Annotated in this window: 26 protein-coding genes and 1 pseudogene; 12 read left to right on the top strand and 15 right to left on the bottom strand. The window is 59.8% G+C overall.

Features of this window, described 5'->3' with window-relative positions:
- Nucleotides 1-3 precede the first annotated feature (3 nt).
- Nucleotides 4-441, bottom strand: coding sequence for an NUDIX domain-containing protein (locus ACIOVD_RS07310; RefSeq protein WP_401126887.1), 438 nt, complete (start codon nucleotides 439-441; stop codon nucleotides 4-6).
- Nucleotides 442-649: 208 nt separating this feature from the next.
- On the opposite strand from ACIOVD_RS07310, the gene ACIOVD_RS07305 reads away from it, so the two are divergent.
- On the top strand, nucleotides 650-1,519 hold the full coding sequence (locus ACIOVD_RS07305) for a GyrI-like domain-containing protein (protein ID WP_401126885.1): 870 nt from the start codon (nucleotides 650-652) through the stop codon (nucleotides 1,517-1,519).
- A 375-nt stretch (nucleotides 1,520-1,894) separates the two neighbouring features.
- Here the strand turns inward: ACIOVD_RS07305 and ACIOVD_RS07300 are convergent, their stop codons facing one another.
- On the bottom strand, nucleotides 1,895-2,821 hold the full coding sequence (locus tag ACIOVD_RS07300; protein WP_401126883.1) for an FRG domain-containing protein: 927 nt from the start codon (nucleotides 2,819-2,821) through the stop codon (nucleotides 1,895-1,897).
- A 170-nt stretch (nucleotides 2,822-2,991) separates the two neighbouring features.
- A complete protein-coding gene (locus ACIOVD_RS07295) occupies nucleotides 2,992-3,303 on the bottom strand; it encodes a hypothetical protein (RefSeq protein WP_401126881.1) in 312 nt (103 codons plus the stop codon).
- 601 nt (nucleotides 3,304-3,904) lie between these two features.
- Here ACIOVD_RS07295 and ACIOVD_RS07290 point away from each other — a divergent pair.
- Together ACIOVD_RS07290 and ACIOVD_RS07285 are read left to right on the top strand one after the other, a co-directional pair.
- Nucleotides 3,905-4,240, top strand: a complete 336-nt coding sequence (locus tag ACIOVD_RS07290; protein ID WP_401126880.1) for a hypothetical protein — start codon at nucleotides 3,905-3,907, stop codon at nucleotides 4,238-4,240.
- Between the two features lie 99 nt (nucleotides 4,241-4,339).
- A complete protein-coding gene (locus ACIOVD_RS07285) occupies nucleotides 4,340-4,924 on the top strand; it encodes a hypothetical protein (protein WP_401126878.1) in 585 nt (194 codons plus the stop codon).
- 45 nt (nucleotides 4,925-4,969) lie between these two features.
- Here ACIOVD_RS07285 and ACIOVD_RS07280 read toward each other — a convergent pair whose 3' ends face one another.
- Nucleotides 4,970-6,292 carry a PLP-dependent aminotransferase family protein gene (locus ACIOVD_RS07280; RefSeq protein ID WP_401126876.1) on the bottom strand — a complete coding sequence of 441 codons (1,323 nt, stop codon included), beginning with the start codon at nucleotides 6,290-6,292 and terminating at the stop codon, nucleotides 4,970-4,972.
- A gap of 128 nt (nucleotides 6,293-6,420) precedes the next feature.
- On the opposite strand from ACIOVD_RS07280, the gene ACIOVD_RS07275 reads away from it, so the two are divergent.
- Both ACIOVD_RS07275 and ACIOVD_RS07270 read left to right on the top strand, forming a co-directional pair.
- On the top strand, nucleotides 6,421-6,831 hold the full coding sequence (locus ACIOVD_RS07275; protein WP_401126874.1) for a VOC family protein: 411 nt from the start codon (nucleotides 6,421-6,423) through the stop codon (nucleotides 6,829-6,831).
- Nucleotides 6,825-7,454 carry a LysE family translocator gene (locus tag ACIOVD_RS07270; protein ID WP_401126872.1) on the top strand — a complete coding sequence of 210 codons (630 nt, stop codon included), beginning with the start codon at nucleotides 6,825-6,827 and terminating at the stop codon, nucleotides 7,452-7,454. Before ACIOVD_RS07275 ends, ACIOVD_RS07270 begins: the two co-directional genes overlap by 7 nt.
- A gap of 19 nt (nucleotides 7,455-7,473) precedes the next feature.
- Here the strand turns inward: ACIOVD_RS07270 and ACIOVD_RS07265 are convergent, their stop codons facing one another.
- On the bottom strand, nucleotides 7,474-7,920 hold the full coding sequence (locus tag ACIOVD_RS07265; protein WP_320332492.1) for a GNAT family N-acetyltransferase: 447 nt from the start codon (nucleotides 7,918-7,920) through the stop codon (nucleotides 7,474-7,476).
- A gap of 182 nt (nucleotides 7,921-8,102) precedes the next feature.
- Between ACIOVD_RS07265 and ACIOVD_RS07260 the strand changes: the two genes are divergently transcribed.
- The 7 genes from ACIOVD_RS07260 (at nucleotide 8,103) to ACIOVD_RS07230 (ending at nucleotide 13,207) form a co-directional block, all read left to right on the top strand.
- Nucleotides 8,103-9,581, top strand: coding sequence for a DUF1254 domain-containing protein (locus ACIOVD_RS07260; protein WP_401126870.1), 1,479 nt, complete (start codon nucleotides 8,103-8,105; stop codon nucleotides 9,579-9,581).
- Nucleotides 9,582-9,703: 122 nt separating this feature from the next.
- On the top strand, nucleotides 9,704-10,273 hold the full coding sequence (locus ACIOVD_RS07255; RefSeq protein ID WP_401126868.1) for a DJ-1/PfpI family protein: 570 nt from the start codon (nucleotides 9,704-9,706) through the stop codon (nucleotides 10,271-10,273).
- 173 nt (nucleotides 10,274-10,446) lie between these two features.
- Nucleotides 10,447-11,067: a LysE family translocator gene (locus ACIOVD_RS07250; protein ID WP_159996649.1), complete on the top strand. Its 621-nt coding sequence runs from the start codon at nucleotides 10,447-10,449 to the stop codon at nucleotides 11,065-11,067.
- Nucleotides 11,068-11,076: 9 nt separating this feature from the next.
- Nucleotides 11,077-11,811 carry an SGNH/GDSL hydrolase family protein gene (locus tag ACIOVD_RS07245; protein WP_401126866.1) on the top strand — a complete coding sequence of 245 codons (735 nt, stop codon included), beginning with the start codon at nucleotides 11,077-11,079 and terminating at the stop codon, nucleotides 11,809-11,811.
- Entirely contained in the window at nucleotides 11,804-12,232 is a 429-nt protein-coding gene (locus ACIOVD_RS07240) for a nuclear transport factor 2 family protein (protein WP_401126864.1), read from the top strand. The genes ACIOVD_RS07245 and ACIOVD_RS07240 overlap by 8 nt, the downstream gene beginning before the upstream one ends.
- Nucleotides 12,233-12,335: 103 nt before the next feature.
- Entirely contained in the window at nucleotides 12,336-12,947 is a 612-nt protein-coding gene (locus ACIOVD_RS07235) for a DNA-3-methyladenine glycosylase (protein WP_320332506.1), read from the top strand.
- Complete coding sequence (locus ACIOVD_RS07230; protein WP_095170739.1) at nucleotides 12,944-13,207, top strand: Ada metal-binding domain-containing protein; 264 nt, start codon at nucleotides 12,944-12,946, stop codon at nucleotides 13,205-13,207. Before ACIOVD_RS07235 ends, ACIOVD_RS07230 begins: the two co-directional genes overlap by 4 nt.
- On the opposite strand, the gene ACIOVD_RS07225 is transcribed toward ACIOVD_RS07230, so the two are convergent.
- The 10 genes and pseudogenes from ACIOVD_RS07225 to ACIOVD_RS07180 all read right to left on the bottom strand — a co-directional run bounded on the left by ACIOVD_RS07225 (nucleotide 13,208) and on the right by ACIOVD_RS07180 (nucleotide 24,749).
- Nucleotides 13,208-14,902: a BCCT family transporter gene (locus ACIOVD_RS07225; protein ID WP_095170741.1), complete on the bottom strand. Its 1,695-nt coding sequence runs from the start codon at nucleotides 14,900-14,902 to the stop codon at nucleotides 13,208-13,210.
- Nucleotides 14,903-15,143: 241 nt separating this feature from the next.
- Nucleotides 15,144-16,388: an MFS transporter gene (locus ACIOVD_RS07220; RefSeq protein ID WP_177440703.1), complete on the bottom strand. Its 1,245-nt coding sequence runs from the start codon at nucleotides 16,386-16,388 to the stop codon at nucleotides 15,144-15,146.
- A 39-nt stretch (nucleotides 16,389-16,427) separates the two neighbouring features.
- Complete coding sequence (locus ACIOVD_RS07215) at nucleotides 16,428-16,799, bottom strand: ethanolamine utilization protein EutQ (RefSeq protein ID WP_401126861.1); 372 nt, start codon at nucleotides 16,797-16,799, stop codon at nucleotides 16,428-16,430.
- Nucleotides 16,796-18,124, bottom strand: coding sequence for an NAD(P)/FAD-dependent oxidoreductase (locus ACIOVD_RS07210; RefSeq protein WP_401126859.1), 1,329 nt, complete (start codon nucleotides 18,122-18,124; stop codon nucleotides 16,796-16,798). Before ACIOVD_RS07210 ends, ACIOVD_RS07215 begins: the two co-directional genes overlap by 4 nt.
- Nucleotides 18,125-18,134: 10 nt before the next feature.
- The gene (locus ACIOVD_RS07205) at nucleotides 18,135-19,379 is read right to left on the bottom strand and encodes an FAD-dependent oxidoreductase (RefSeq protein WP_401127002.1); all 1,245 of its coding nucleotides are present in this window, start codon (nucleotides 19,377-19,379) and stop codon (nucleotides 18,135-18,137) included.
- Nucleotides 19,368-19,532, bottom strand: a pseudogene (locus tag ACIOVD_RS07200) (rubredoxin); the annotation flags it as partial. The gene ACIOVD_RS07205 and the pseudogene ACIOVD_RS07200, both read right to left, overlap by 12 nt.
- A 5-nt stretch (nucleotides 19,533-19,537) precedes the next feature.
- Complete coding sequence (locus tag ACIOVD_RS07195) at nucleotides 19,538-20,983, bottom strand: aldehyde dehydrogenase family protein (RefSeq protein ID WP_401126857.1); 1,446 nt, start codon at nucleotides 20,981-20,983, stop codon at nucleotides 19,538-19,540.
- A gap of 12 nt (nucleotides 20,984-20,995) precedes the next feature.
- Nucleotides 20,996-22,183 carry an aromatic ring-hydroxylating dioxygenase subunit alpha gene (locus ACIOVD_RS07190; protein ID WP_401126855.1) on the bottom strand — a complete coding sequence of 396 codons (1,188 nt, stop codon included), beginning with the start codon at nucleotides 22,181-22,183 and terminating at the stop codon, nucleotides 20,996-20,998.
- A 239-nt stretch (nucleotides 22,184-22,422) separates the two neighbouring features.
- Nucleotides 22,423-23,340 (bottom strand): LysR substrate-binding domain-containing protein, encoded by a 918-nt coding sequence (locus tag ACIOVD_RS07185; protein WP_401126853.1) that lies wholly within the window; start codon nucleotides 23,338-23,340, stop codon nucleotides 22,423-22,425.
- 164 nt (nucleotides 23,341-23,504) lie between these two features.
- Nucleotides 23,505-24,749 carry a saccharopine dehydrogenase family protein gene (locus tag ACIOVD_RS07180; RefSeq protein ID WP_095170753.1) on the bottom strand — a complete coding sequence of 415 codons (1,245 nt, stop codon included), beginning with the start codon at nucleotides 24,747-24,749 and terminating at the stop codon, nucleotides 23,505-23,507.
- Between the last annotated feature and the right edge of the window lie 3 nt (nucleotides 24,750-24,752).

Below are 24,752 nucleotides of genomic sequence, written 5' to 3'. Positions count from 1 at the left end.
ACATCAACACCGTTTGTCCACCCAGTGCCCCCGCGCCCGCAAGACCTCGCACAAGAAGTCCAGCGCTCGACGAAAAACAGGATGGCAATCGTCATAGGGTAAGCAGTCGAACGAAGCCCAGAAAAACTCGAAGCGGTGACCATGGTCATCGAGCGTCTGGTGTGACCATTGCTCAGGTAAGGGCCCACCCGCCTGGCAAAGGTGAAACGACCAGATCTGGCCGTGATGAGCGGAGTCCCAGCAGCCTAGATCGTCGACGATTTCGGCGGTGCTTAAACCCGACTCTTCCGCCAACTCACGCAGGGCAGCTCGAGCCGGTATTTCGCCCTGTTCAATGGTTCCCTTCACCAGTTGGACCCCCGCTTGAGGATGCCGGAACAACAGGATCCTGGGTGGCGACGTAGAAGAAAGTACGACTGGGCAGGCCTTGTCAGAACGCATGGCGATTTCCGTATCGGTAATGAGGGCCCGCCATCATACGCGTTCAGCTAATGCGTCAGGGCTGTGACTGGGTCCTGACTGGCATCGTGAGCTGCAGCCAAGTGATCACATTGGCCAAATCAAAACCGGCCTTGAGCAAACGCGGCTAGGCGCGTGCACGGCGCTATAGTCGACTCTATTGACGACCGTACTTCCAGGAGCTTTTCCAGTGTCTGACATGCCGACCCATCTCGCTTACACAAAACGCTTCAACGCCGTGCTCGCCTACATTGATGCCAATCTCGAAGGCGACCTGTCGGTGAAGACGTTGAGCCGTGTGGCGAACTTCTCGGCATTTCACTTCCATCGACAATTCACCGCGTTCGTTGGAGTGCCCGTCTCACGCTATGTGCAACTGATGCGACTACGCCGCGCGGCACATCGCCTGGCGGCCCTCGCTGATCACTCGGTACTGGACGCGGCACTCGATGCCGGTTTTGAAAGTCCCGAGGCATTTAGCAGGGCGTTCAGGCGGGCGATCGGGATGACGCCGAGCGCGTTCAGGAAGGAACCGAACTGGCAGGTCTGGAATGCGGTGTTCGCAATCCCTCACTTTTCAAGGACAGTCATCATGCAAGTACGAATCGTAGATTTCCCCGAGGTCAAGGTCGCCGCGCTTGAGCACTGCGGGCCAGCCGGGCTCGTCAGTGAAAGCGTGAACAGGTTCATCGAGTGGCGTATGCACAGTGGACAGTCACCGGTGGCCTCGTGTCGCACCTTTGGCATTCCCTATAGCAACCCCGATACGACACCTGCACAGGAATTTCGCTTCGCAATCTGCGGCGAGATTCACCAAGCGGTGGCGCCCAATGAGTTCGGCGTGCACGAGATCGTCATCCCCGCCGGCCGGTGCGTCGTGGTACGACACACGGGGTCACCGGATCACATCGGCGAAACGATCTATCCGATCTACCGCGACTGGCTGCCAACCAGTGGCGAGGAACTGCGTGACCAGCCACTGTTCTTCCATTACCTGAGTGCCTATCCCGAGACCCCGCGGGATCAATGGCAAACCGATGTGTATGTCCCGCTGCAATAGCGCAGCAAATAGCGTTCGAGCCTGAGCTGACGCTGACGAGTGTCTGTTCAGGCTCGATTTCAACCGGTTGAGACACGGCAAAAAGGGGATTTATTTGCCTGAGCAGGCCAGCTTTCAGGAGCCAAATAAATCTGTCCCCTTTTTGCTTCAACGCGGACGTTGACATGGGCTACCCACTAGAACAGAAGCTGAAAGATTATGCTGGATATTTCTTCAAAGGGCGTTACGGCTATGAGGCTGATTCAGTCGGTGTGATTCGTATTGAGGTTGTTAGGCACGGTAGATCATCTTAGCTTTTGTCAGAGAATTTTTAGCCTTCTGACATTCTAGCCAATGTGTAGCCCGCCCTAGAAATTAGCGGGTTTTACGACACGATCAATTAAAGTCAGGATCATAACTGTCAGAATTGCAGTCATCTATAGCTGACTGAGAGTGCCTGACGCCAACTTCAATATTAGCCCAGTCCCTCACCATCTTAGCTACTCCATGATGGCCGGGGAAAAGTGTAGCCCCGTCAACACCAAGCTTAGAACACAGCCCTAATAGTTCAGGAGCCTCACTAACTGGTAATGTCATTTTGATAAGTGGCCGAAGGCTTCTAGCCCTGCTGTAAATTTCACCAACTTCATCAAGAGCCTCTGATTGGTACTCGTCGTGGATGCCATATCTTGTGACATTGTGCGTGGTGAATAAGCCCGACTGTGCTGCCTGATTCCTGCTTGTTCCACCTGGCGTCCTAATGATCTTTACTGTTTTCCAGCTATCGTGGTAAGTGGTGTCTAGTGCCCATACCGCAATCTTAGGCATATTCATAGTATCTAACTCAAAGTTGGCTGAGGCCGCTGCAAAGTAACACGCCACAAAGCTTCTCTCAGTCCAATCTAAAAGACGGGTGGGTACGTCATAGTGTTGGGCTACAGCCATGATTTCGTATAGCTGCTCAGGTGGCCATGGCAGAAAAGACTCAGGGAAAAAGAACGGATGATCTGAGAGCTTCCTTTTGACTTGCTCTGAGTATCCAGGAACAACTAGACCTGACCTATCGCAGCCTTCTAGAAATCTTCTGAGTATGTCCAGCTCAAATCCAACTTGCCCAGAGCTTGACTTGTCAAAAGCTCTCGTAGGCGAGCCATAAGCAAACGATCCTTCACCATTTCGGCAAACTGAGGGTATCAGCTTGTACAGGTCGCTCGGCTGGCCCCTGAATATGTACCGGCCCTCATCCCAAACCGTGTTTAGCGGTGAGACGTAATCCAGCAGCTTACGCGCTGTGTCGAAAGGCATTTCAATCGGCTTTAGCATCACTCCCCGGCTCCCTGTTAGGCAGGCGTAAGCGTACTGGCTCTTGGAGGCTACTATCAACCTCAATCATCTCTCATAGGTCTTCTATTGTGCAGAGAGTGGCCTACCTATGAGCGTTGTAACTGACCCAAAGCGGCCATCCAGCCAGGATCTAAATACGACGGGTAGCCTTACACCTCGAGCAGCAAAAACAAATCCTCATCGGTCAGATCTGTGTCTCGCTTATAAGAAAGCCGTTCTGCAACTGCTGGTACGAGTGGCAGCAGTGATGTCTGGCTTTTGGGGGCGAATGTACTTTGACCTGTACGATAAAATGAAGCTCCGGCAAAGCTGCAGCCGTTGTCAATGATGATGCGATGCTGCCGGCCATGGTCAGGGTTTTCGACGATTACCAATCGATAGCTGCTGTGGTGGAACTGTTGCATGCAGAGAATCAGCGTATCACCTTTGGCGGGGGCATTTGCCGTGAAGTAGCTCTTCACTTGTTCTCGCGAAAAGTTTAAACGCCGACGAAGAGAGTCGGCCACACTCTTTGCCCGTCATGCTTCTGCGCATGAAGGACACCGCTCAGACGTCGATTTGAAGATGCGAACTGGAACAGGAAATTCTCCGAGGAGCTTGCTCATTTTTGCAGTGAATGTGGTCCCGCAACTCGGACAGGTTTTCTCACACGTTACACTTTCGGACATCAACTGATCCCTCATGTTGTTTTGGTGCTAAAGGGTAACGCGGAACTGCAGGTGTCGGGTGCTCAATGTGAATCGCCCTGAGCTTCATTGATACATTGACTGACTGCTGTTGGCCGTTCTCTGCCTGTCACCACCGACAGCTTTGACTCGATTTCCGCCAGTTGCGCCAAGCAGAAAACGGCCAACAGCGGACTCTCACAATCGACTTTTCCATGCCCACTGCGAGCAATTGAAGCGGGTATACCAGTACGCCCCCCCATAAAACCTCTTGGTGGAACACACAGCCCCGCCCCTCCTCCCCCCCTCAGGCCCAATGATAGAATTCTCTTTTGAAAAAGGAGTTTCATCTGTGGACGCTGGAAAAAAGAGTTGCCCTTACTGCGCGGAAGCCATCATGGCTGAAGCCATTTTGTGCAAACACTGCCGATCCGACCTAAGGCAGAAAATACCAACCCCGCCCTGGGGGCCGCTATCATCAGTAACGAGAATGGGCCCGGCCAGCAAGGTCCTCGTCGGCAGCGTTATCGCCATCGCCTTGTATTTGGCTTTCGGTTTTTTTGTCAGTAACGGCTCGCAGGACAAGGAAATAATCCAGGCCCGAGAGGCCAGCGAACTATGCCGTCAGCAAGTAGACAGCTACTCTGGCCCGGAAGTCGGCAAAACCATTATTGAAGAAACCTGTCGAAAGCTTGAAGACGAATTGCGCAAGGGTTTTGGCCACGCACCATAGGCGAGGCCGATTACGAAGCCCGCCATTGAGCGCTCCCACAATCATCATCGACGCGAGTCCGCAACCAGATGGTTTCCGCAACTAACCACAAGGACTGACATGGGTATTTTAGATCGCTTGTTTGGTGGACGATTTACCATGCCTCCACCTGAGGAAACCAACCTCAGCGCTTCCGCCATCATGAAAGAACTGCGACCCGAGCGAAGCGATCCCTCCCAGAAAAAAGCACTTGAGGCTTTTGCCCAAGCGCTGGTCGCTGTCGTTCCGGAAAAAGAAGGCGCCAGGCTGGTCAGGCGCGTTATGCGTCGATACGCGATGGGAGATGACGCACCCAGTGCCCTGGCGGAAGGGTTTCTGAATGACCCAAAGGGACAAAAACTTGCAACCCTGGTGCTCCTTAGCGTGGAGTGGCAGGGTTATGACGTGTTTGAGTATCAAGCTCCCTATTTGGTCAGTGCCAGTGGTTTGAAAGAACCCTACGCTTATGTGAGGGAAGACGCGGCTTCGATGCCAGAAGTGCTCGACAAGCTTGATCAGTGGCTAGCTCAGTTCGGCAAACGTTATCTTCACCTGGACTGCACAGGTGACAATTACGAAGGTGTGATAGTTGACACTAAGCGGCTGGAAGAAGTTATCGAGTTGGCTGGACGAGCTGGAATCAAAGCCAGTCTTGAGAGCTTCTAGCGCTGCAATAGAGAGCCTGGCGCAGGTCAGTCGCGAGAACTCAAACTAATAGCCGCAGGCAACTCTGACTTTTTCCAGGGCGAGTTCAAGCGTTGCAACAGGCACCGATCCCAGCGCCACGCGCAGCGCATTAGGCGCATGGGAGGCCGCAGAAAACGGCTCTGCTGTCGTCACCAGGATGTTGTCGCGCCGCAATGCAGCAGCAATGCTCTCGGCCCGCATGTCTTCGGGCAACGGCAGCCACAGGAAGTAGGCGTTTGGATGCGCGAGCAGGTTGATGCCGGCGAAAATGCGGCGGGCCAGTCGTTGCCTATGCGCGGCGTCTTTGCGCTTCAATTGTTCCAGGTCATCCACCACACCTTCTTCGATCCAGCGACACGCCAGTTCGACGGTGAGCGATGGCGAACTCCAGGTGGAAGCTCGCACGGCTTGCTCGAGCGCGGGGATCAGCGATACAGGCGCGGCGATGAAGCCAATACGCAAGCCCGAGGCGACGCTTTTGGAAAGGCCGGAAACGTAGATCGTGCGATTCGGTGCGAGCATGAACAACGGCTTCGGCGCCGGCTCGGCTAGAAACGCATAGGCGCCGTCCTCGATCAAAGCAAAATCGTGTTCCTCGGCCAGCGCTACCAAGCGTTTGCGGTCGGCGGCCGGCATGATCGATCCCAGGGGATTGTGCAGGGTCGGCATCGCATAAAACGCGCGCACAGGACGCCGCTTGCAACTTGCCGCGAGCGCGTCGAGATTGGTCTTGCCATCAGCCAAGGGTATCGGCAGGAGTTCAATGCGATGGGCGACGGCCAGCACTTTGATGCCCGGGTAGGTGAGCGCGTCGACCGCGAGTACATCGCCCGGCTTGAGTAGCGCCATCATCGCGAGCGCCAGCCCTTGCTGCGCGCCATTGACGATCAACACTTGTGATCCGGGGACGCGTACCCCTCGATTGCGCAGGTGTTTCGCCGCGATTTCTCGTTCATGCGCACGCCCGCCATGGGGGGCGTTGCGCAACAAGGCGTCCAGATCGCCCGACAATGCGAGGCTGCGCAGTGCCTGCCTCAGCAACTCGGCTTGTCCGGGAACCGCTGGACTATTGAAGGCCAGGTCAATTATTCCAGCGTCGGATGCCGGTTGCAGACCAAGGTCGCGTGGCACAGAGGTGTCGCGCACGAAGGTGCCACGGCCCATTTCACCCACCACCAGGCCCATCGATTCCAACGTGCGGTAGACCCGCGCGGCTGTCGCAAGCGCAATCCCATGTTCGCCCATCAAGCTGCGTACCGTCGGCAGTTGGGTTCCAGGGCGCAAACGTCCGCTGCGAATATTTTCCGCTAGCTGGTCAGCAATGGTTTTGTAGCGTGGCATCGTCATTCAATGTACCTAGAACAATTCTTTGTGTGTATCAGGTGCCGAGCGTAGGCTCCACTACCACACAAAACAAGGAGGCGAGTTCGGCACGCAGGACACAACCGTTCCAGTGGCGTCGAATCGATTGAGAGATGTTCAGTCACGTTACTGTGGGATGCACCGACCTCGAAACAGCGGCGGCTTTTTATGACGCCGTGCTTGCGCCACTCGGGCTGATCCGCCGCGCGGTGACCCCGGATGGAGGCCCCGCCTCGGCTTGCTGGGTGCATCCGACGCGCACACTGCCGAGGTTCTATGTCTATTTGCCGCGTGATGGCCTTGCGGCCACGGCGGGCAATGGCAGCATGCTCGCGTTTCATGCCGAGACGCCCGACAGCGTACGCGCGGCGTACACCGCGGGGATTCTCCAGGGCGGTACTGATGAAGGCACTCCGGGTGAGCGACCCTGGTATGGCGAGGGCTACTACGGTGCCTACCTGCGCGACCCTGATGGCAACAAGCTGCACATCGTCTATCGCGGCGATCTGGAGCACACATGGTAGAGCCATCGACGCTACTGCTGTTCGCGGGGGCGGTGTTGCTGTTGCTGATGTCTCCCGGCCCCAACATGGCCTTCGTGATTGCGCACGGCGCGAGCTACGGCTGGCGTGGCGGCGTCGTTGCTGCTTTGGGAATCGGCGCAGCTGACCTGGTATTGACCGCGCTCACCGCAGCCGGTCTCACGGCCGCAGTAGCACAGTGGCCACCGTCGTTCGACCTGATCCGCTGGGCCGGTGCGTTCTATCTGCTCTGGATGGCCTGGAAGGCCATACGGGCGCATGCCGGCCTGCCACCACACTCCGCTATCCAGGCCTCGCTGACGTCGGTGTTCATCCGGGCGCTTCTGAACTCTTTGCTCAACCCGAAAGCGCTGCTGTTCTTCATGGTGTTTTTGCCGCAGTTCGTTGTTCAGGGCAGTTCTACGGTCGCACAGCAAATCGTGGTCCTGGGGCTGGTGTTGACCCTGATCGCGAGCGTTTTCCACATCGCGTTGGGCCTGGTCGGGGGAGTCATCCGCGGTTTCGCGTCCGACAAAAGCCAGTCCGCAAAGTGGCAGTCGCGGGGCCTGGCATTGGTATTGGTGTTGCTTGCGGCTCGCCTGGTGTTTACCTCGCGGCCGGCATGAGTCTGGCCGACAGACTTGTTCAAGTGTCGCCTAGCAGCATGATGTGAGTGGCATGGATATCCTCTGTTCGCACGAAACCGCAGTGCAGGTAAAACGCGTCTCCTGCGGGCGTATCGGTGCTCAGACGCACGCTCTGAAAGCGCAGAGCGGCATGTGCGACCAGCGCTTTTACTAGCCTTTGACCGACGTGGTGCCCCCTTGAAGAAGCTGCGACGTAAACCCGTCGCAGCCTTGCCGTATTGGTCTGGCCATAGGGATCAACTGAAAGGCCGCCGATGCCTATCAGTTGCTGGTCGAAATACGCCGCCATGAGACATTCCCCGGGTGCATCGAAGCGATTCGCCCCGCAGTGCCATTCGCCAATCAGCCGAGTGAGAAATCTGAAACCCTCTCCAACGGCCTCTTTTTCCAAGGCCAGGATCTGTGGCGGCAGGTGGGTGATGTGGTGAATCTCGACTGGTTTCATGCATCGTCCTTGATTCGGGGTTAAAGGGTTTTGGCTGATCTACACTCCCTGGGCGGCTGAGTTGGCGCTTTACCGCCGGATTTACTTAGTCGGGAGACAATCCTGGGTTTCAGTTGAGCTGCGGCCTGGATGGGAGCCTGAACACTCACGGTAATTGCTTGCTCAACACTGACGAGGTGCAAATGAACAGGAAGTTTAACCGAGGCTGGACAATGGCGGCGGCAGTCGTCGTGGGTTCAACGCTTTTTGCAGGGTGTGCGAGCAAGTCCGATCCGATCACGCAGGCAGACCAGGCCGATGTGGCCAAGGGCGTACCCGCACCCAGTCTGGAGCAGACCAAGGTGATCGCCGAGGAAGGTTTTATCTACGGCTTGCCGCTGGTCATGAACTACGCCGTGATGAACGAGTTCGCGGTGGACTCACAGTCCAGCCAGTTCAAGGCGCCCTTCAACCAACTGCGCAACGAGCATCGGGTTTCTACTCCCGCCGATACGGCTGTCATTACGCCAAATAGCGACACTCCGTACTCGATACTCTGGGCCGACCTGCGCGCAGAGCCGCTGGTGATCACCGTGCCGGCGGTGCCCAAAAAACGCTACTACTCGGTCCAGTTGATCGACGGCAACACCTATAACTACGGCTACATCGGGAGCCGGGCAACGGCCGGCGCACCCGGGAGCTATCTGATCGCAGGCCCCGACTGGAAGGGTGCGCTGCCCCCTGGCATTCACAAGGTGTTCAACTCCACGACGCCCTTCGCGCTGACGCTGATCCGCACCCAACTATTCAATCCGGCCGACATGCCGAATGTCGAGAAGCTGCAGGCGAGCTACAAGATCCAGCCGCTGTCTGCCTTCCTCCATCAACCCGCGCCGCCCGCTGCGCCGAAGATTGATTTCGTGCCGGCGACGACAGAGGGCATCAAGGCCAACTTCTTCGAGTACCTGTCGGCCGCGTTGGAGTATGTGCCGCCATCGGCCTACGACAAGGAGATCCGTGCCAGGCTGGCCAGCATCGGCGTAGGTCCGGGCCGGAGCTTCGAGTTCAAGGACCTCTCGCTCGAACACAAGGCCGTGGTCTTGCTGGGGATGAAGGCCGGCGACGAGAAGGTCGACAAATTTCTGTCTAGCGGCATGAAAAATATCAACGGCTGGAACATCGGCGCGTTCTTCGGCGACCAGGCGTTCTACAAAGACAACTGGCTGATGCGGGCTGGCGCTGCGAAGGGCGGTATCTACGGTAATAACGCCGTCGAGGCCATGTATCCCTTCACACGTACTGACGGCAACGGCCAGACGTTGAATACCGGCAAACACAACTACACGCTCACCTTCCCTGCCGGCAAACTGCCTCCCGTCAATGCGTTCTGGTCGGTGACCATGTACGACGGCAAGAGCCAGCTGCTGATCAACAATCCGCTCGACCGCTACCTGATCAACTCGCCGATGCTGTCGGCCATGAAGAAGAATGCCGATGGTTCGCTGACGCTGTACATCCAGAAGGATTCGCCGGGCAAGTCCAAGGAGTCCAATTGGTTGCCCGCGCCTGACGACACGGCCTATCTGGTGCTGCGCCTGTATTGGCCGAAAGCCACGCCACCTTCGATTCTTCCAGCGGGTTCCGGCACTTGGTCACCCCCAGGTATCACTCAGGCGAAGTGAAAGCTGCACCATCGTAGTGACCTGACTGCACGGGTCACTACGACAGCCCGCCCCCCATTGCCGCCCTTGATGTCTGTTTACTTGCACCTTAGATTACTGGCATTCATGGAGGAGTCTGGCTGATGGCACGCGTAAGTTTGATACTGACACCCGGTTTTGCAGACTGGGAATATGCATTCATTGCAGGAACTGGGTCGCCGTTCTACGGGATCGACGTCAGGTTTTTCGCGCCTGCTGTGGGGCAGTTCCACTCACAGGGCGGATTGGCTGTCACCGTCGAGAGCAGTTTGCAGCACTGCCTGGATTGGCAACCGGATGTTGTGGTGGTCATTGGAGGAACTGTCTGGGAAGGTGCGTTGGCGCCGGACATTTCAGGCTTTCTTCAAACCAGTCGCTCACGAGGAGCGAGCATTGCCGGTATCTGTGGGGGAACGCTGGCGCTTGCCAGAGCCGGGCTTCTCGACACAGTGCCGCATACCTCGAACAGCCCTGCCTTCCTGCAAGACAATGCCCAAGGTTACGCGGGACACGCGTTTTATCGAAGCAGTCCGGTCGCGGTAGTTGCAGACCGCATCATTACAGCGCCCGGCCCGGCCCCCGTCAGCTTCACCTGCGCGGTGTTCGAAGCTGCCGGGCTGTCTGCAGAGACCATTGCACAGTTCAGGGCAATGTTGGCCGCGGAACATCGGTGAGATACCGCACCTACACAGACAACTGTGGGAGCGAGCCTGCTCGCGATGAACTGAAGAACAACGCGTTGATTCAGACAATACGCGTCATCGATGACGTTCATCGCAAGCAAACGGAGCCCCACCCGGCGGCTCCTACAGAGTGAACCAACCCCCGACTACGGACGCAATCGCCTATGGACCTCGCCACCCTCACCCTGTTCCTCCCCGCCTGCTTCGCCTTGAACATGGCGCCGGGGCCGAACAATCTGTTGTCGGTCAGCAACGCTACCCGCTATGGCTACCGCACCTCGTGCCTGGCCGGGATCGGGCGGCTGCTGGCATTCGCCGGCATGATCGCCCTCGCCTCCGCCGGCCTGGCGGTGGTGCTGCAGACGTCGGAGTGGCTGTTCTACGGGATCAAAATCGTCGGTGCGGCTTACCTGCTGTACCTCGCCTGGCAACTGTGGACCGCCGATCCCCAGGTCGAGACCGCAACCAAACGCCCTGAGGCGGGGTTGCTGGCGCTGGCCCGGCAAGAGTTTTTGGTGGCGGCCGGCAACCCCAAAGCCATCCTGATATTCACCGCCTTCCTGCCGCAGTTCGTCGACCCCAGCCAGGCGGTGACCCCGCAGTTTGCCTTGCTGGGCGCGCTGTTCCTGGCCCTGGAGTGGGTTGCCATCGCCTCATACGCCTACATGGGGCTGCACATGCGCCGCTGGTTCAGCCAGCCCGGTGGCAAACGGGTTTTCAATCGGTGCTGCGCCGGGCTGTTGGCGGCGGCGGCAAGTGTGCTGATGATGGCGCGTCGGGCCTGAGCCTCGGGCATGCTTGAACCCTTGAGCAAACTGCTGCTGGGGCCTTTGCTCCTACTGCAAGGTCTCTACGTCCGGCGGGTCACCCCGCGGTTGCCGGAAGCCAGCGGTGCACGCCAGGGCTTGACCGGCAATGGCGTGCGCCTGCGCTTGCTGATAGTCGGGGATTCGGCCGTCGCCGGGGTGGGTGCCGCGACCCAGGACCAGGCCCTGAGCGGGCAACTGGTTGGACGGCTGGCTGCAGACTTCCAGGTGAGCTGGCAACTCTGGGCACAGACCGGGCTGGATTCCCAAGGCCTGCTGGAGCTGCTCGAAGCCAAGGACGCGGAGCCCTTCGATGTGGCGGTGCTGGGCATTGGGGTCAACGATGTCACCAGCAGCCTTGGCGCCGATCAATGGCTGGTGCGGCAACAGCGCTTACTGGGGTTGTTGAGGGACAAGTTCGCAGTGCAACAGTTGATCATTTCCCCGCTGCCACCGATGCATCTGTTCCCGGCATTGCCCCAGCCTCTGCGCTGGTACCTGGGCAACCGGACCAGGCGTTTCAACCAACGACTGGCCACCCTCACCGCCGCCCAGCCATCCTGTAGCCTGCTGACCCTGAGCCTGGCCCCGGAGGCCGGGATGATGGCCGTCGACGGCTTCCATCCCGGGCCTATGATCTACAGTCTCTGGGCAGAGCACGCCGCCCAGGCCATCACTGGGCGACGGCACAACAATAAAAACCCAGGAGTCGAACATGTCTGAACTCAAGCTGCATCCCAACGTCGCCGCCACCCTGGCGCAGTGGCACGCCATGCTCGATAAGGGCGACTTGCGCGCCCTGCCCGAATTGCTCGCTACCGAAGCCGTATTCCGTTCGCCAATGGCCCACACGCCCTACCCCGGCGCGCCGGTGGTGGCGATGATCCTCAACACGGTGTTCCAGGTGTTCGAGGACTTTACCTACCACCGCGAACTAGGGAGTACCGACGGGCTGAATGTGGTGCTGGAGTTCAGTGCCCGGGTCGGCGCCAAGCAACTCAAGGGCATCGATATGATTCGCTTCAACGAGGAGGGGAAAATCGTCGAGTTTGAAGTGATGGTGCGACCGATGAGTGCCTTGCAGGCCCTGGGTGACGAGATGGGCCGACGTCTTGCTGCGTACCTGGCTGCGAGCAAGGCCTGAGCACCAAGGCGCCATTGCGAATTTGAGCGCAAGACCCCGGGTGCACGGTGGCGGGCGGACGACTAGTCTGTCCACCAACCCCTCACTCCTACCCGGATGCCCCATGCCCTATCACCGCGCCCGCCAGTTCCTCGCCGCCCTCGACGACGACTGGGCGCGGCATGTCGCGGCCATCGGCCCATGCCTGCATCAACCCCAGCCAACGCGCGATCCCTACGAAGCCCTGGTGCGGGCGATCGCCTATCAGCAACTGCACGTGCGTGCCGGCGATGCGATTGTCGGGCGCTTGCTCGCGCTGTTCCCCGGGCAGCCCTTCCCCACTGCTGCACAGTTGCTGGCCAGCGAGTTTGACGACCTGCGCCGCTGCGGTTTTTCCGCGAGCAAGATCGCGACCATCCAGGGCATCGCTGGCGCCACGTTGAGCGGCGTTGTCCCGGACTACCCCACGGCGCAAGCCATGGACGACGAGGCGCTGATTGCGCGCCTGACGCCGTTGCGTGGGGTTGGTCGCTGGACCGTGGAGATGCTGCTGATCTACACCCTCGAACGCTCGGACATCCTGCCCGCCGACGACTTTGGTGTACGCGACGGTTACCGCCGCCTCAAGGGCCTGGAGCAAACGCCCACGCGCAAGCAGATGCTCGACCTTGGCCAGGCCTGGAGCCCGTATCGGACGGTTGCCGCGTGGTATTTGTGGCGAGTGCCCAGGGGATGAAAACCTACTGGCTGCTCAACGAACAACGGCACAAGATCGCCAGCCCGGTGCCCGGCCTGTTGGGCGGCCACCGGCGCTCGAAGATCTACGGTCGCCTGGATTGCCCAGGCGCCTTGCGTGCCATCGCCCGGGGCGGCTACGTCACTCATCGGGTGTTTTTTGCCGATGAGGCAGCCGCCCTGGCGGCCGGTTTCCGGCCGTGTGCGGGGTGTTTGCCAGAGGCTTATCGGGCGTGGAAAAACGCCCGACAACCGCTCTGATCAGTAGGCTTCAGCTACCGGAAAAGGCACACGTTTACCCGTTACCACTTCAGGTTCACGTCGTTCTGCCAACGCAGCGTCCTGCTCCGATTTCGGCTGCGGTGCCGGGGTACGGTAGGCCACGGCCGGCATCTCCTGGCGCAAGCTGTGGATCAGGCTGTAGCAAATGGCCAACAGCAACATGGCGATCGGCAACCCTGCGGCAATACTCGCCATTTGAATCGCTTTCAATCCGCCGGCCAATAACAACCCCGCCGCAATGGCGCCTTCCAACAGGCACCAGAGCACCCTGATCCACTTCGGTGGATTGGTGCTGCCCAATGCGCACAAGGTACACAACACCTGGGTCCCGGCATCGGCGGTGGTGACAAAGTGCACCCCGAGCAACACGCAGACCAGGATCGACAGTGCCGCGCCGACCGCAGGGCCATCGAGCACTTGCAACAGGGTGAACATGGCCGCCGTGGTTTCTTTTTTGGTCGCCAACAGCACCGTGCCACCGCTGAACGGTGCTTGCTCCTGCACCACTTCCTGAGCCGCTACCGACTGCTGATAGGCTTGCCGATCGAGTTGCTCCTGCTTCAGGGAAGCACCACCAAAGACCGACATCCAGAGGATGGTGACCATGGTCGGCACAATCAACGCACCCACTACCAGCTCACGGATGGTCCGGCCTTTGGAAATTCGTGCGATGAACAAGCCGACAAACGGCCCCCAGGTCATCCACCAAGGCCAGTAGAACGCGGTCCACCAGTTTTGCCATTCGCTGTCTTTCTGGGCATCCATCCAGAAACTCAGGCCGACGATGTTCTGCACATAATCGCCGGTGGATTCGAACATCAAGTTCAGAATGTAACGGGTTGGACCTAACAGCAGCACCGCGAGCATTAACAGGAAAGACAAATACATATTAAGGGTGGAGATGCGCTTCATCCCCTTGGACAATCCCACCAGCAAGGAAACGCAGGCGAGAATACTGACCACCAGGATAATCGATAACTGCAGGCCGATACTCACCGGGACATCAAACACTTGATGTAAGCCGGTATTGATCTGCGCCACACCCAGGCCCAGTGACTGGGAAACACCAAAGGCGGTGATCACCACACCCATGATATCGACCACATGGCCGATCCAGCCGTAGATGCGGTTACCGATCAACGGATAGAGCAACGAACGCAGCGCCAGCGGCAAGCCCCGGCGATAGGCAAAGTACGCCAGGCCCAGGCCGATCATGGAAAAGATTGCCCACGGGTGCAGGCCCCAGTGAAACAGGGTGATGCGCATGGCGATGCTCGCCGATTCGTCGGTCAAACCCTTGGAAAACGGGTTGTCGGCGTAGTGCAGCATAGGCTCGGCAACCGACCAGAAGATCAGGCCGATGCCCATGCCGGCGCTGAACAGCATGGCGATCCAGGATGCGAAACTGAACTCTGGCACATCCTCGTCGGCGCCCAGCTTGAGGTTGCCAAAGCGACTGACGGCAATATAAGCCAGCACCCCAAGTACAGCACTGATCAACGTGATGTAGTACCACTTGAAGTTGTACAGGATAAACCCGGAGGCCGTTTCAAACGCCTTGGCGGCTTGTTCATCTTGAACGGCACAAAACAGTACAAACAGGATCACGCCAACTAATGAGGCCACCGTCACTTTCGGATTCAAGCCTTTCAACATGCCAGATTGCGCACGCATTTTATTCCCCTTTTGTTTTTGTATAAGGGTGTAGAGAGTGTTCTGGAGTCAGGCGCTTGACGGGTTATTTAAAGCCCCGAAAAACAACGCTGTTCGTCCGATGATTATTCCAGGCGTGTTTATCCTAATTACCACTGGCAAGATGGTGGAAACCCCACCCGCCTTCAAACCATTTTTCGTCACCGATTCATGAGAAAAACGCATCGATCAAAACCGTCGCTGCCCTCCCTGGCGACGGCACTTAGTGCCTTGCCGATTGCTCTACCGGCTCTGCCACCGCCACCCAGTTCGAACTTGCCAGACCATCCGGCGTGAGCGGTTGATGCAAGGGCGCGTCCGGGTTCAGGTGCCGACCGCTGACTCGCGTCTGGGTCACGCACAAGGCCAGCAACAGCGCACAACCGGCGTGGAAAAAATACAGGCTGGAGGCGCCCGCATATTCCATCAATAAACCTGCCACCAGCGGCCCGATACAGGCTCCGACGCCGAAGGTGATCAACAGCATGCCCGAGAGGGACACCCGCAAGCCTGCCTCCATATTGTCGTTGGCCAGCGCCACGCCCAGCGGGTACAGGCAGAACTGCAGGAAGCCAATCGCCGCGCCAAACAGCAACACGGTGCTGAACGAGGGCGACTGATTAAACCCCAGCGGCAGGCTGGCCACGAGAAGCACCACCGCCACCCCACGGATCAGGCTCGCCCGTGGCAGCCGGTCCGAGAGCCAGCCCAGCGGCAACTGCGCCAGCAGCCCGGCGCCGATGGTCAAGGCCATGAACTGCCCGACCTGCGCCGTGTCGAGTCCCTGCTTGCTCGCATAGATCGCAGCCAGGCCGTAGAAACTGCCATTGATCATCCCGGACACCAGGACGGTCACCAACGACTGGGGAATCCGCCGCACAAACAACCGCACATCAATCGCCGCACTGGGCACCACGCTGGGATGGGCGCTGCGGGTCAGCGCCACTGGCACCGAGCACAGGGCAAACACCATGGCCACGCCCAATAGCGCACGAATGCCCAAGCCGGTATCGAGGGTCAGGGCCAACTGGCCGAGCATCATGCCGACGTAGCTGGCAACCATGTACAGCGCCAGTACCGCGCCACGTTGCTCGGTGCGGGCCTGATCGTTGAGCCAGCTTTCGATCACCATCAGCTGGCACATCATCGCCAGCCCCACCAGCGCCCTGAGCAATAGCCAGAACGGCAGTGAATGACTGAATTCATGGGCCAGCACCGCTGCGGCAATAATCCCGGCGCACGCTGCATAGGTACGAATGTGCCCAACCGCGCCGATCAGCCAACGCCCGACCCAACCGCCCAGGACCATGCCCAGGGCATTGGCGGCCATCAAGGCACCGCCGGCCGCCTCGCTCCCGCCCATGCCACTCAAGCGCAACGCCAGATAGGTCATCAGCAGGGTCGAGCCCAATTGCATCAACAAGCTGGCCAGGTAAAGGGCCCCGAAAGTTCGCGTCAGTCCAAGCACGGTGCGGATTCCAAGAAGTCCAAGGGAGGGAAGTTGGCGTCACGCCAATCCGTGCAGCTCTTTCCAGTTACCTGGGTGCACCACGTAGCCGAACAAGGCATGACCGCCATACACCAGCTCGCTGCCTTCAGGAATCCACAGCACCTGGCCTGGCCTGACCTCGAACATTTCACCGTCGGCCTGCAGCTGCAGACAGCCCTCGATCACGAAGATCACCTCGTCATACAGCACCGTCCACCGCACCTCTGCCCCTTCCCAGCGGGCAAATCCCACCCCGATGTTCGGTGACACTTCATTGCTCACGGCGCGGGCGACATAGGCCGCTCCGGGCGGCCCACCACGCACGGTGAATGTCAGGTCCTGCTGGTCGATGCACAGCACCCGTGCCTTGCCTGGGACGCGCGGGCTCATAACTCACTCCGGCTGTTCCAGGCGGCCAGGCGAATGCGCGAGCGCACCCCCAGGCCGAGAAACGGTTCCGGCGGGTTGAGCGACGGCATGCCGGTCACCGCGCGGATATCGTTCAACTGCGCCGAATCGGCGCCCACCGCCAGATCGGCCAGCAAGGTCCCGGAAATCGTGCCCCAGGCCGCACCCACCCCGTTGTCGCACGCCGAGGCATGCAGCCCCGGTTCCAGTTCGCCAAAGAAGTTGGTGAAGTTGCGCGAGATCGCGTAGACCCCACCCCAGGTATGACTGAAAGGCACCTCGGCCAGTTGCGGGAAGCGCGCCAGGAACGCCTTGCGATGCGCCGCGCGCACGTCCAGGCGCATGGCATCGCTGGTGCTGCGCCCATACTTGGGCACATGTTTGTAGGTATTGCGGATAATCAGGCGACGATCCTCGGTCATGCGCACCGTGGTACCGGCGTGGTCCGCCGGGGTCAGCCCCCAGTCCACCTGACCGCCGTAGGCCGCCAGCTCGTTGTCGGTCAGCGGTCGGGTCCAACTGGCGAAGGTCATCACCGGCAGCAGGCGGTTACGCAAATAACCAAACTCCTGGGTGAAGATGCTGGTGCCGAGCAATACCTGCGGGCTGCGGATCACCCCCTGGCTGCCATGCAACAGCCAGCCGCCCTTGCCGTCGCGCTCCAGGCGCTGGATCGGTGACTCTTCCAGCAACTCGACATTCTCCGGCAACGAATGCGCCAGCCCGGTGACCAGGGCCGCGGGTTGCATCAGGTAGCAGCCGGGGGTGTAGATCGCGCCACTGTAATGCTGGGTGCCCAGGACGCTGGAAAGCTCTGCCGGACCCACCCGGCGAAACGGTTCGCCAAGGTCGCTCATCAGCCGCTCGAAGTGATCCAGGTAAGCCAGGCCACGCGCACCGACGGCACCTTGATACTTACCGGCATGGGACCATTGGCAATCGATCCCACGGCTCTGCACCAAACCTTGCAACTGTGCAATGGCGGCGCGATTGAGCCCCAGCAAGCGCTGCTTGTGTGCCGGGTCCGGATGCTCCAGGGCGAATTTGTGGGGCAGGTCAATCACAAACCCAGAGTTGCGCCCCGAAGCCCCGTGAGCCACCCGTTGGGCATCGACCAACAGAATCCGTGCTTGCGGGTGATGCGTTGCCAGGCGGCGTGCGGCCGCCAGGCCGGCAAACCCTGCGCCGACGATGGTGAAGTCGGCCCGCTGCTCACCGGACAGGCGGGTGCAGGCGGGTTGTGCAGGCAAGGCTGCGTACCAGCCGCAGCTGGCATCGTCATACGGCAGATTGATCGTGTTCTTCATGATTCGGGCCTCAGGCTACAGCCTGTTGGGAGTTCTGGCAGGACTGCAGCAAACGGCTGCGTTGGGCTTGCGCCTGGCGACCGAGCAGGACAAAACCTTGCAGCGCGCCGTCGACGTCATGGAAACCGGCACTCACCCCGTCCTCGGTCAAGGTGCAGCGCCATTCCCCCACGCAACCCGCCGCGGGCGGCAGCAGGCACAGCGGCGCTACCGGGGTCTTGACCGTCACCGGCATCAACGGGTAATCGACGGCCGTAGGCCGGCCGAGCAAGGTCTGGCTGAGTGCCTGGATGCCCTGGTTGATCGGTGCCAGATACGGCAACAACTGCCCGGCGATTTCGATGCAATCGCCCAGGGCGTAGATCCCCGGCTGGGAAGTCTGCAACCGCGAGTCCACTTGAATGCCCCTGCCAACTGTCACCCCGGCACTCTCTGCCAGGCTGAGGTCCGGCCGCAGCCCGACGGCAGACAACACCAGGTCAGCCTCGATGCGTTGCCCGTCGGCGAGTTGCAAGCCGTAACCCTGGGCCGTTGGCTCGATGGCCTGCAGGGTGTTCTGCAGATACCAGTTCACTCCCAATTCGCTGAGGGCGAGCTGCAGCTTCTGGCCAGCCTCGACCGGCAGCAGGCGCTCCATGGGCCAGCGGCCGAGGCCGATGACATCGACACGCACGCCGTTGCTGGCCAGGTCGTTGGCAAACTCGCAACCGATCAGGCCGTCGCCCAGGATGGCGACACGCTGCACGCTACTCAGGCGCTGACGAAACTGTCGGTAGTCGTGCAAATTGTTGACGCTGAGCACGGCACTGGTGTCGCCCTCGATCGCCAGGCGCAGCGGCATCGCGCCGCTGGCGAGGACCAACTGGCCGTAGTCCATCTCACCCAGACTGGTGCTCAAGCGCCGCGCCGCACTGTCAATGCGCTGCACCTGGCAATGCGCATAGACGCGGATGTTCAGGCGCCGCTCGATGGCCATCGGCGACTCGCTGGCCAATGCCTCGGCGTCTTTGCCCTGGGACAGCCCGATCGACAGTGCCGGCTTGGAATACAAGTGCCCGCAGTCCTGGGTCAGCACGCGGATCTCTACGCGCGGGTCGGCCTTGCGCAATGCCTGGGCCAGGCCGTAACCGGCGTAACCGCTGCCGATGATGACGATCGGCTGGGTCGGCAGCAGCGCTGCAGGGGTTATCACCGGGGTGGGCAACGGCACACTGGCGACGGCCGCCGGCGCAACATGCTCACTGATATCGAGCATCTCGAAATCCGCCTTGCCGACGTGGCATTCGGGGCACAGCCAGTCTTCGGGCACATCTTCCCAGCGCGTGCCGGCGACGATGCCGTCCTGGGGCCAGCCCAGCGCCTCGTCGTAGATCAGGCCACAGACGATACACAGCCAAGTCTTGTACATGGCGCTCACTCCCCCGCAACCCGGATCGCTACGTTCTTGGTGCGCACATAGCTGTACAAGGCCTCCTGGCCCTTTTCCCGACCAAAACCCGACAGTCCGACGCCACCAAACGGGGTTTCGATACCCCCGGCGTACCATTCGTTGACGAACACCTGGCCGGCCCTCAGGCGCCGGGTGCAGCGCATCGCCCGGCTGATGTCCTGGGTGAACACCCCGGCGACCAGGCCGAACTCGGTACCGTTGGCGATGGCGATCGCTTCCTCTTCGGTGTCGAAAGGGATCACCGCCAGCACCGGGCCAAACACCTCTTCCTGGGCAATGCACATGTCGGGACGCACATCGCGGAACACCGTCGGGGCCATGAAGTGACCGGCTCGGTCAGGCAATGCCTGGCCACCGGTGGCCGCTACCGCACCTTGCGCCACAGCGCGGCGACACAGGTCTTCGATACCTGCCAGTTGTCCGGCACTGACTACTGGCGTGAGGTCCGCGTCGTCCTGGCCGATCCCGACGCTGAGCCCTTCGGCCATGGCGACAACGGACTCGACCACTTGCTCATAAATCTCGCGCTGCACCAGCAGCCGGGACATCGCTGAACAGACCTGGCCGGCATTGAAGAAAATCCCCGACTGGACACTGGCCAGCAGTTGCTCGGGGTCGGCATCGGCAAAGGCAATCGCCGCCGACTTGCCCCCCAACTCCATCACGCTGGGAATCGCGTGTTGGGCGGCATCCCGCAAGATCGACTGCCCGGTAGGCACGGAACCGGTGAACACAATCTGGTCCACCGTGCGGTGGCTGACCAAGTGCGCCCCGACCTCACGGCCTCGGCCGCAGATCAGGTTGACCGCGCCTCGCGGCAAGCCCGCTTTGCTGATGGCGCCGATCAGCACACACAGGCCCAACGGTGAAAGCTCAGGCGACTTGATGACCACCGCGTTACCCGCCGCCAACGCCGGGGCCAGGGAACGCGCACAGATCGAAACCGGGAAGTTCCAGGGCACGATCTGCGCCGAAACGCCCATCGGGTCGTACAGGGTAAAGTCCATGTAACCGTTGCCCAGCGGGATCGAGGTGCCCTCGATCTTGTCCGCCATCCCGGCGTAATACTCGAAGTACCGCGCCGCCTCGACGAACTCGTCCCTGGCGTCGCACAGGCGCTTGCCGTTCTCCTGGCACAGCACCCAGGCCCCTTCGTCGGCCACGGCGCGAATCTCCTCGGCGATGCGCAGCAGCCAAGTGACACGTTGCGCCGGGCGCACTCGGGTCATTTCACCGCTGTCGGCACAGCGCCGGGCCGCCGCCAAGGCGCGCTCGGCGTCTGCCAGACCGGCCTGGGCGATGGTTGCGAGCAACTCGCCATTGCCCGGGTTGTGGACTTTCAAGTGCTGGGTACTGTCGCTCCATTCACCGTCGATGTAGTTGAGCCAGTGCGAGGCTATCGGATACATGGGCGCTCCTCCTCAGGCAGACGGCGTGGTGGCGAGCAACTGACGTGCAGCCCACTGGTGGAAGAAGTGCGTCGGGATGTCCATTTCCGGAGAGAACGCGCCACCTTTGTAGCCTGGGGAGAAACGGCCTTTCTGCATGCCTTCCACCGAGCTGATGTCTTCCTGGAACACTACTTTCCAGGACTCGAGAATCGCTGCGCGGCAGGCGGCGAACTCATCGCTGGTGGCCGCTTCGTCACCCACATAGAACAGGCGCAGGTGCTCGATGGTGCGTCCCGGCGCAACCGGCTCAAGCTGCATGGCAAAGGCGTGGTCGGCCTGGATGCCCAGCAGCACGTTGGGGAAAAATGCTACATATTCGGCGTTGCGCAGACGGTCCTGGGGCCACGCCGGGAACTTCGGCAGGTGGGTCCCGGCGACATCCGAGAGGTTGTAGGCGTAGCTGCCCTGGCCGGCGAAATGCTCGTCGAACAGGATGTTGTAGTGGTCTTCCAGGCGCGAATAGGAGTTCAGGCTCGGGTGCACCCACGGCAGGTGATAGGCCTCGCAGTAGTTCTCCACCGCCAGCTTCCAGTTGCAGTTGATGTCCAGGGTGGTCTGGTCCTGGCCCGCACGGCGACGCAGCAGGCTCATGCCGTCCTCGCCAAGGAACTGGGTCCAGCGCGTGGTCAGCGGCGCGAGCATGTCCTCGAGTGGCTGGGCGTCGTCCGACAGGTTGATGAACACCATGTCCATCCAGATCGCACTGCGGATGGCTTTCAGGCCGTGCTTTTCGCAGGCGAAGCGCTCGTCCTTGTGCTGATCGATCCCGCCGACGTGCGGCGTGCCACGCAGGCCGCCGTTGAGGTCATAGGTCCAGGAGTGGTAAGGGCAGCGAATCACCCCTTGCACCTCACCGGCCTCCTCCACCAGCTTCATGCCGCGGTGACTGCAAACGTTATGGAATACCTGCACCAGGCCTTCACGGTTGCGCATCAGCAGAAGGGGCAGGCCCATGAAATCGATCGGCTTGACCGAACCGGCCTTGACCAGGTCACTGGCGAAACCGACACAGGCCCAGGTCTTGCCCATGACCTGATCACGTTCCAGTTCGAAGAAATGTTGATTGGTGTAGAACTCGTTGCTCAGCCCGGTGGCCTCATGGATCGGGTTAAGTACGGTTTCAAGGTGATGCACAGGAATTTGGCGGTTGTTGCTCATTATTGTTTTCCCCTGCTGGGCACGGTTTGGAAAGATCGGCAGGCCCACTGGCCACTGTCCGTTGGCAGCCAGTTTGGGAAAACAGGAGTGGTCTCGACAAACGATATTTGCGGGGCGATTCATGACTTTTAGTCATAAATTCGCCTGCCTTGTTTTTTGCCTTGAAACTTGCTAATTGCAGGGGCGCGCGAATATATGAGCAACTTGTTGTTATCGCCAAGTTTAACTTTTTGCGATTCTTAGACGGAGTCTTTCGAAGGCGGAAGTTGATTCAACAACCAACTTCTAAAGCACTTCACACTCTGGCGCATAGCGCCCCGGGACAACGGCTCCAGCAAACAGAACTGCGCCTCGGTCGTTAATACCGCCTCCAGCGGTCGTACCAATGCGCCGGTGCGCAAAGGGTCATCGACCAGGTTCGACCAGGCCAGGGCAATGCCCTGCCCGTTGATTGCCGACTGGATCAGCATCGAGTAACTATTGATATTGATTCGGCGCTTTGGCTCGACCTTGTTCAGGCCCTGGCTGAGCAACCAGTCGGACCAGCCGATCCAATCCCGCTGCGGGTCATCGAGGTACAGCCAGGTCAAGCCGGCAAGGTCCTCAGGTTTGCTCAAATGCGGGTGCTGGGCCAGGTAGGCCGGGCTGCAAACCGGGTACACCTCCTCGCAAAACAGGGGCGTTACCTGCATGTTCGGCGGCGGTGTACGGCAGTAATACAAGGCCAGGTCACAGTCCAGCCGGGAGAAATCCTTGACCTGATCGTGGGCGATGATCCGCAGGTCGATCTCTTCGTTTTCACGCTGGAACTGGGTGACTTTGGGCAATAACCAGAGTGATGCCATGGCCGTACTGGTGGCCACCGTTACTTGCTCGGCCCCCTGCCATTGGCGTATTTCGCCGGTGGCTTGCGCCACGCCCAGCAATGAATTGCGAACCGCTTCGTAATACTGGCTGGCGGTCGGGCTTAGTTGCAGAGTACGGGTCGTGCGTATAAATAGGGTTTTACCCAGGTAATCTTCGAGCAAACGGACCTGGCGACTGATCGCGCCTTGGGTAACGTTTAATTCATGCGCCGCCAACGTGAAACTCATGTGCCGCGCTGCGGCCTCAAAAGCAATCAAACTATTGAGGGGTGGAAGTGGATGGATTCTCATGCAGGCAAGTCACGTCGTTATTGTGGTTATATGCCACTAGTCTAGCCCTTGTAATAAGCAGTGCACAGAGGGACGCTCGCCCACCGGTCCTGTGCTGGAAAACAAAACGCCGCTCAATGAGCGGCGTTCTTGTGCGCGGGGCAGTTACCAGGACCTGGAAGGCCTCAGGCTTTGCTGTCCCATGGACGATCGCCACGCTCATCCTTGATGCGGGTCGGCAGGCCCATCACGTCCAGCGCCTTGAGGAACGGCTCGGCTGGCAGCTCCTCGACGTTGACCATGCGTTGCACGTCCCACTCGCCACGGGCGACCAGCAAGGCGGCGGCTACCGGTGGCACGCCAGCGGTATAGGAAATGCCCTGGCTGTCGGTTTCGGCATAGGCCTCCTCGTGATCAGCCACGTTGTAGATGAACACTTCACGCGGCTGGCCATCCTTGGTGCCCTTGACCAGGTCGCCGATGCAGGTCTTGCCGGTGTAGCCCGGCGCCAGCGAACTTGGGTCCGGCAGCACGGCCTTGACCACTTTCAACGGCACCACTTCCAGGCCTTCGGCAGTCTTGACCGGTTGCTCGGAGAGCAGGCCAAGGTTCTTGAGTACGGTGAACACATTGATGTAGTGCTCGCCGAAGCTCATCCAGAAACGCACGTTGGCCACGCCGAGGTTCTTCGACAGGGAGTGCACTTCATCGTGACCGGTGAGGTAGAGGTTCTGCGCGCCGACCACTGGCAGGTCGTCGGTGCGTTTGACTTCGAACATGGTGTTGCTGGTCCACTGGCTGTCCTGCCAGCTCCACACCTGTCCGGTGAATTCGCGGAAGTTGATTTCCGGGTCGAAATTGGTGGCGAAATATTTGCCGTGGGAACCGGCATTGACGTCGAGAATGTCGATCGAATCAATGCGGTCGAAATACTGTTGTTGCGCCAGGGCTGCATAGGCGTTGACCACACCCGGGTCGAAGCCCACGCCGAGAATGGCGGTGACGTTCTTCTGCTGGCATTCCTCGAGGTGCTTCCACTCGTAGTTGCCATACCAGGGCGGCGTTTCACAGATCTTGCCCGGCTCTTCGTGGATGGCGGTGTCCAGGTAGGCGACACCGGTATCGATGCAGGCACGCAGCACCGACATGTTGAGGAACGCGGAACCAACGTTGATGACGATCTGCGATTCGGTTTCGCGGATCAGCGTCTTGGTCGCTTCGACATCCATGGCGTCCAGGGCAAAAGCCTGGATATCGGCGGGCACTTTGAGGCTGCCCTTGGCCTTGACGCTGTCGATGATGGCCTGGCATTTGGAGATGTTGCGCGACGCGATAGCAATACGACCGAGTTCATCGTTGTGCTGCGCGCACTTGTGGGCCACCACCTTGGCGACACCTCCTGCACCAATGATAAGTACGTTCTTCTTCAATTT

This window comes from Pseudomonas sp. NPDC087626, assembly GCF_044743405.1.
Taxonomy (GTDB): domain Bacteria; phylum Pseudomonadota; class Gammaproteobacteria; order Pseudomonadales; family Pseudomonadaceae; genus Aquipseudomonas.
Note: the sequence above shows the minus strand (reverse complement) of the source record. Positions and strands in the feature narration are given on the sequence as shown.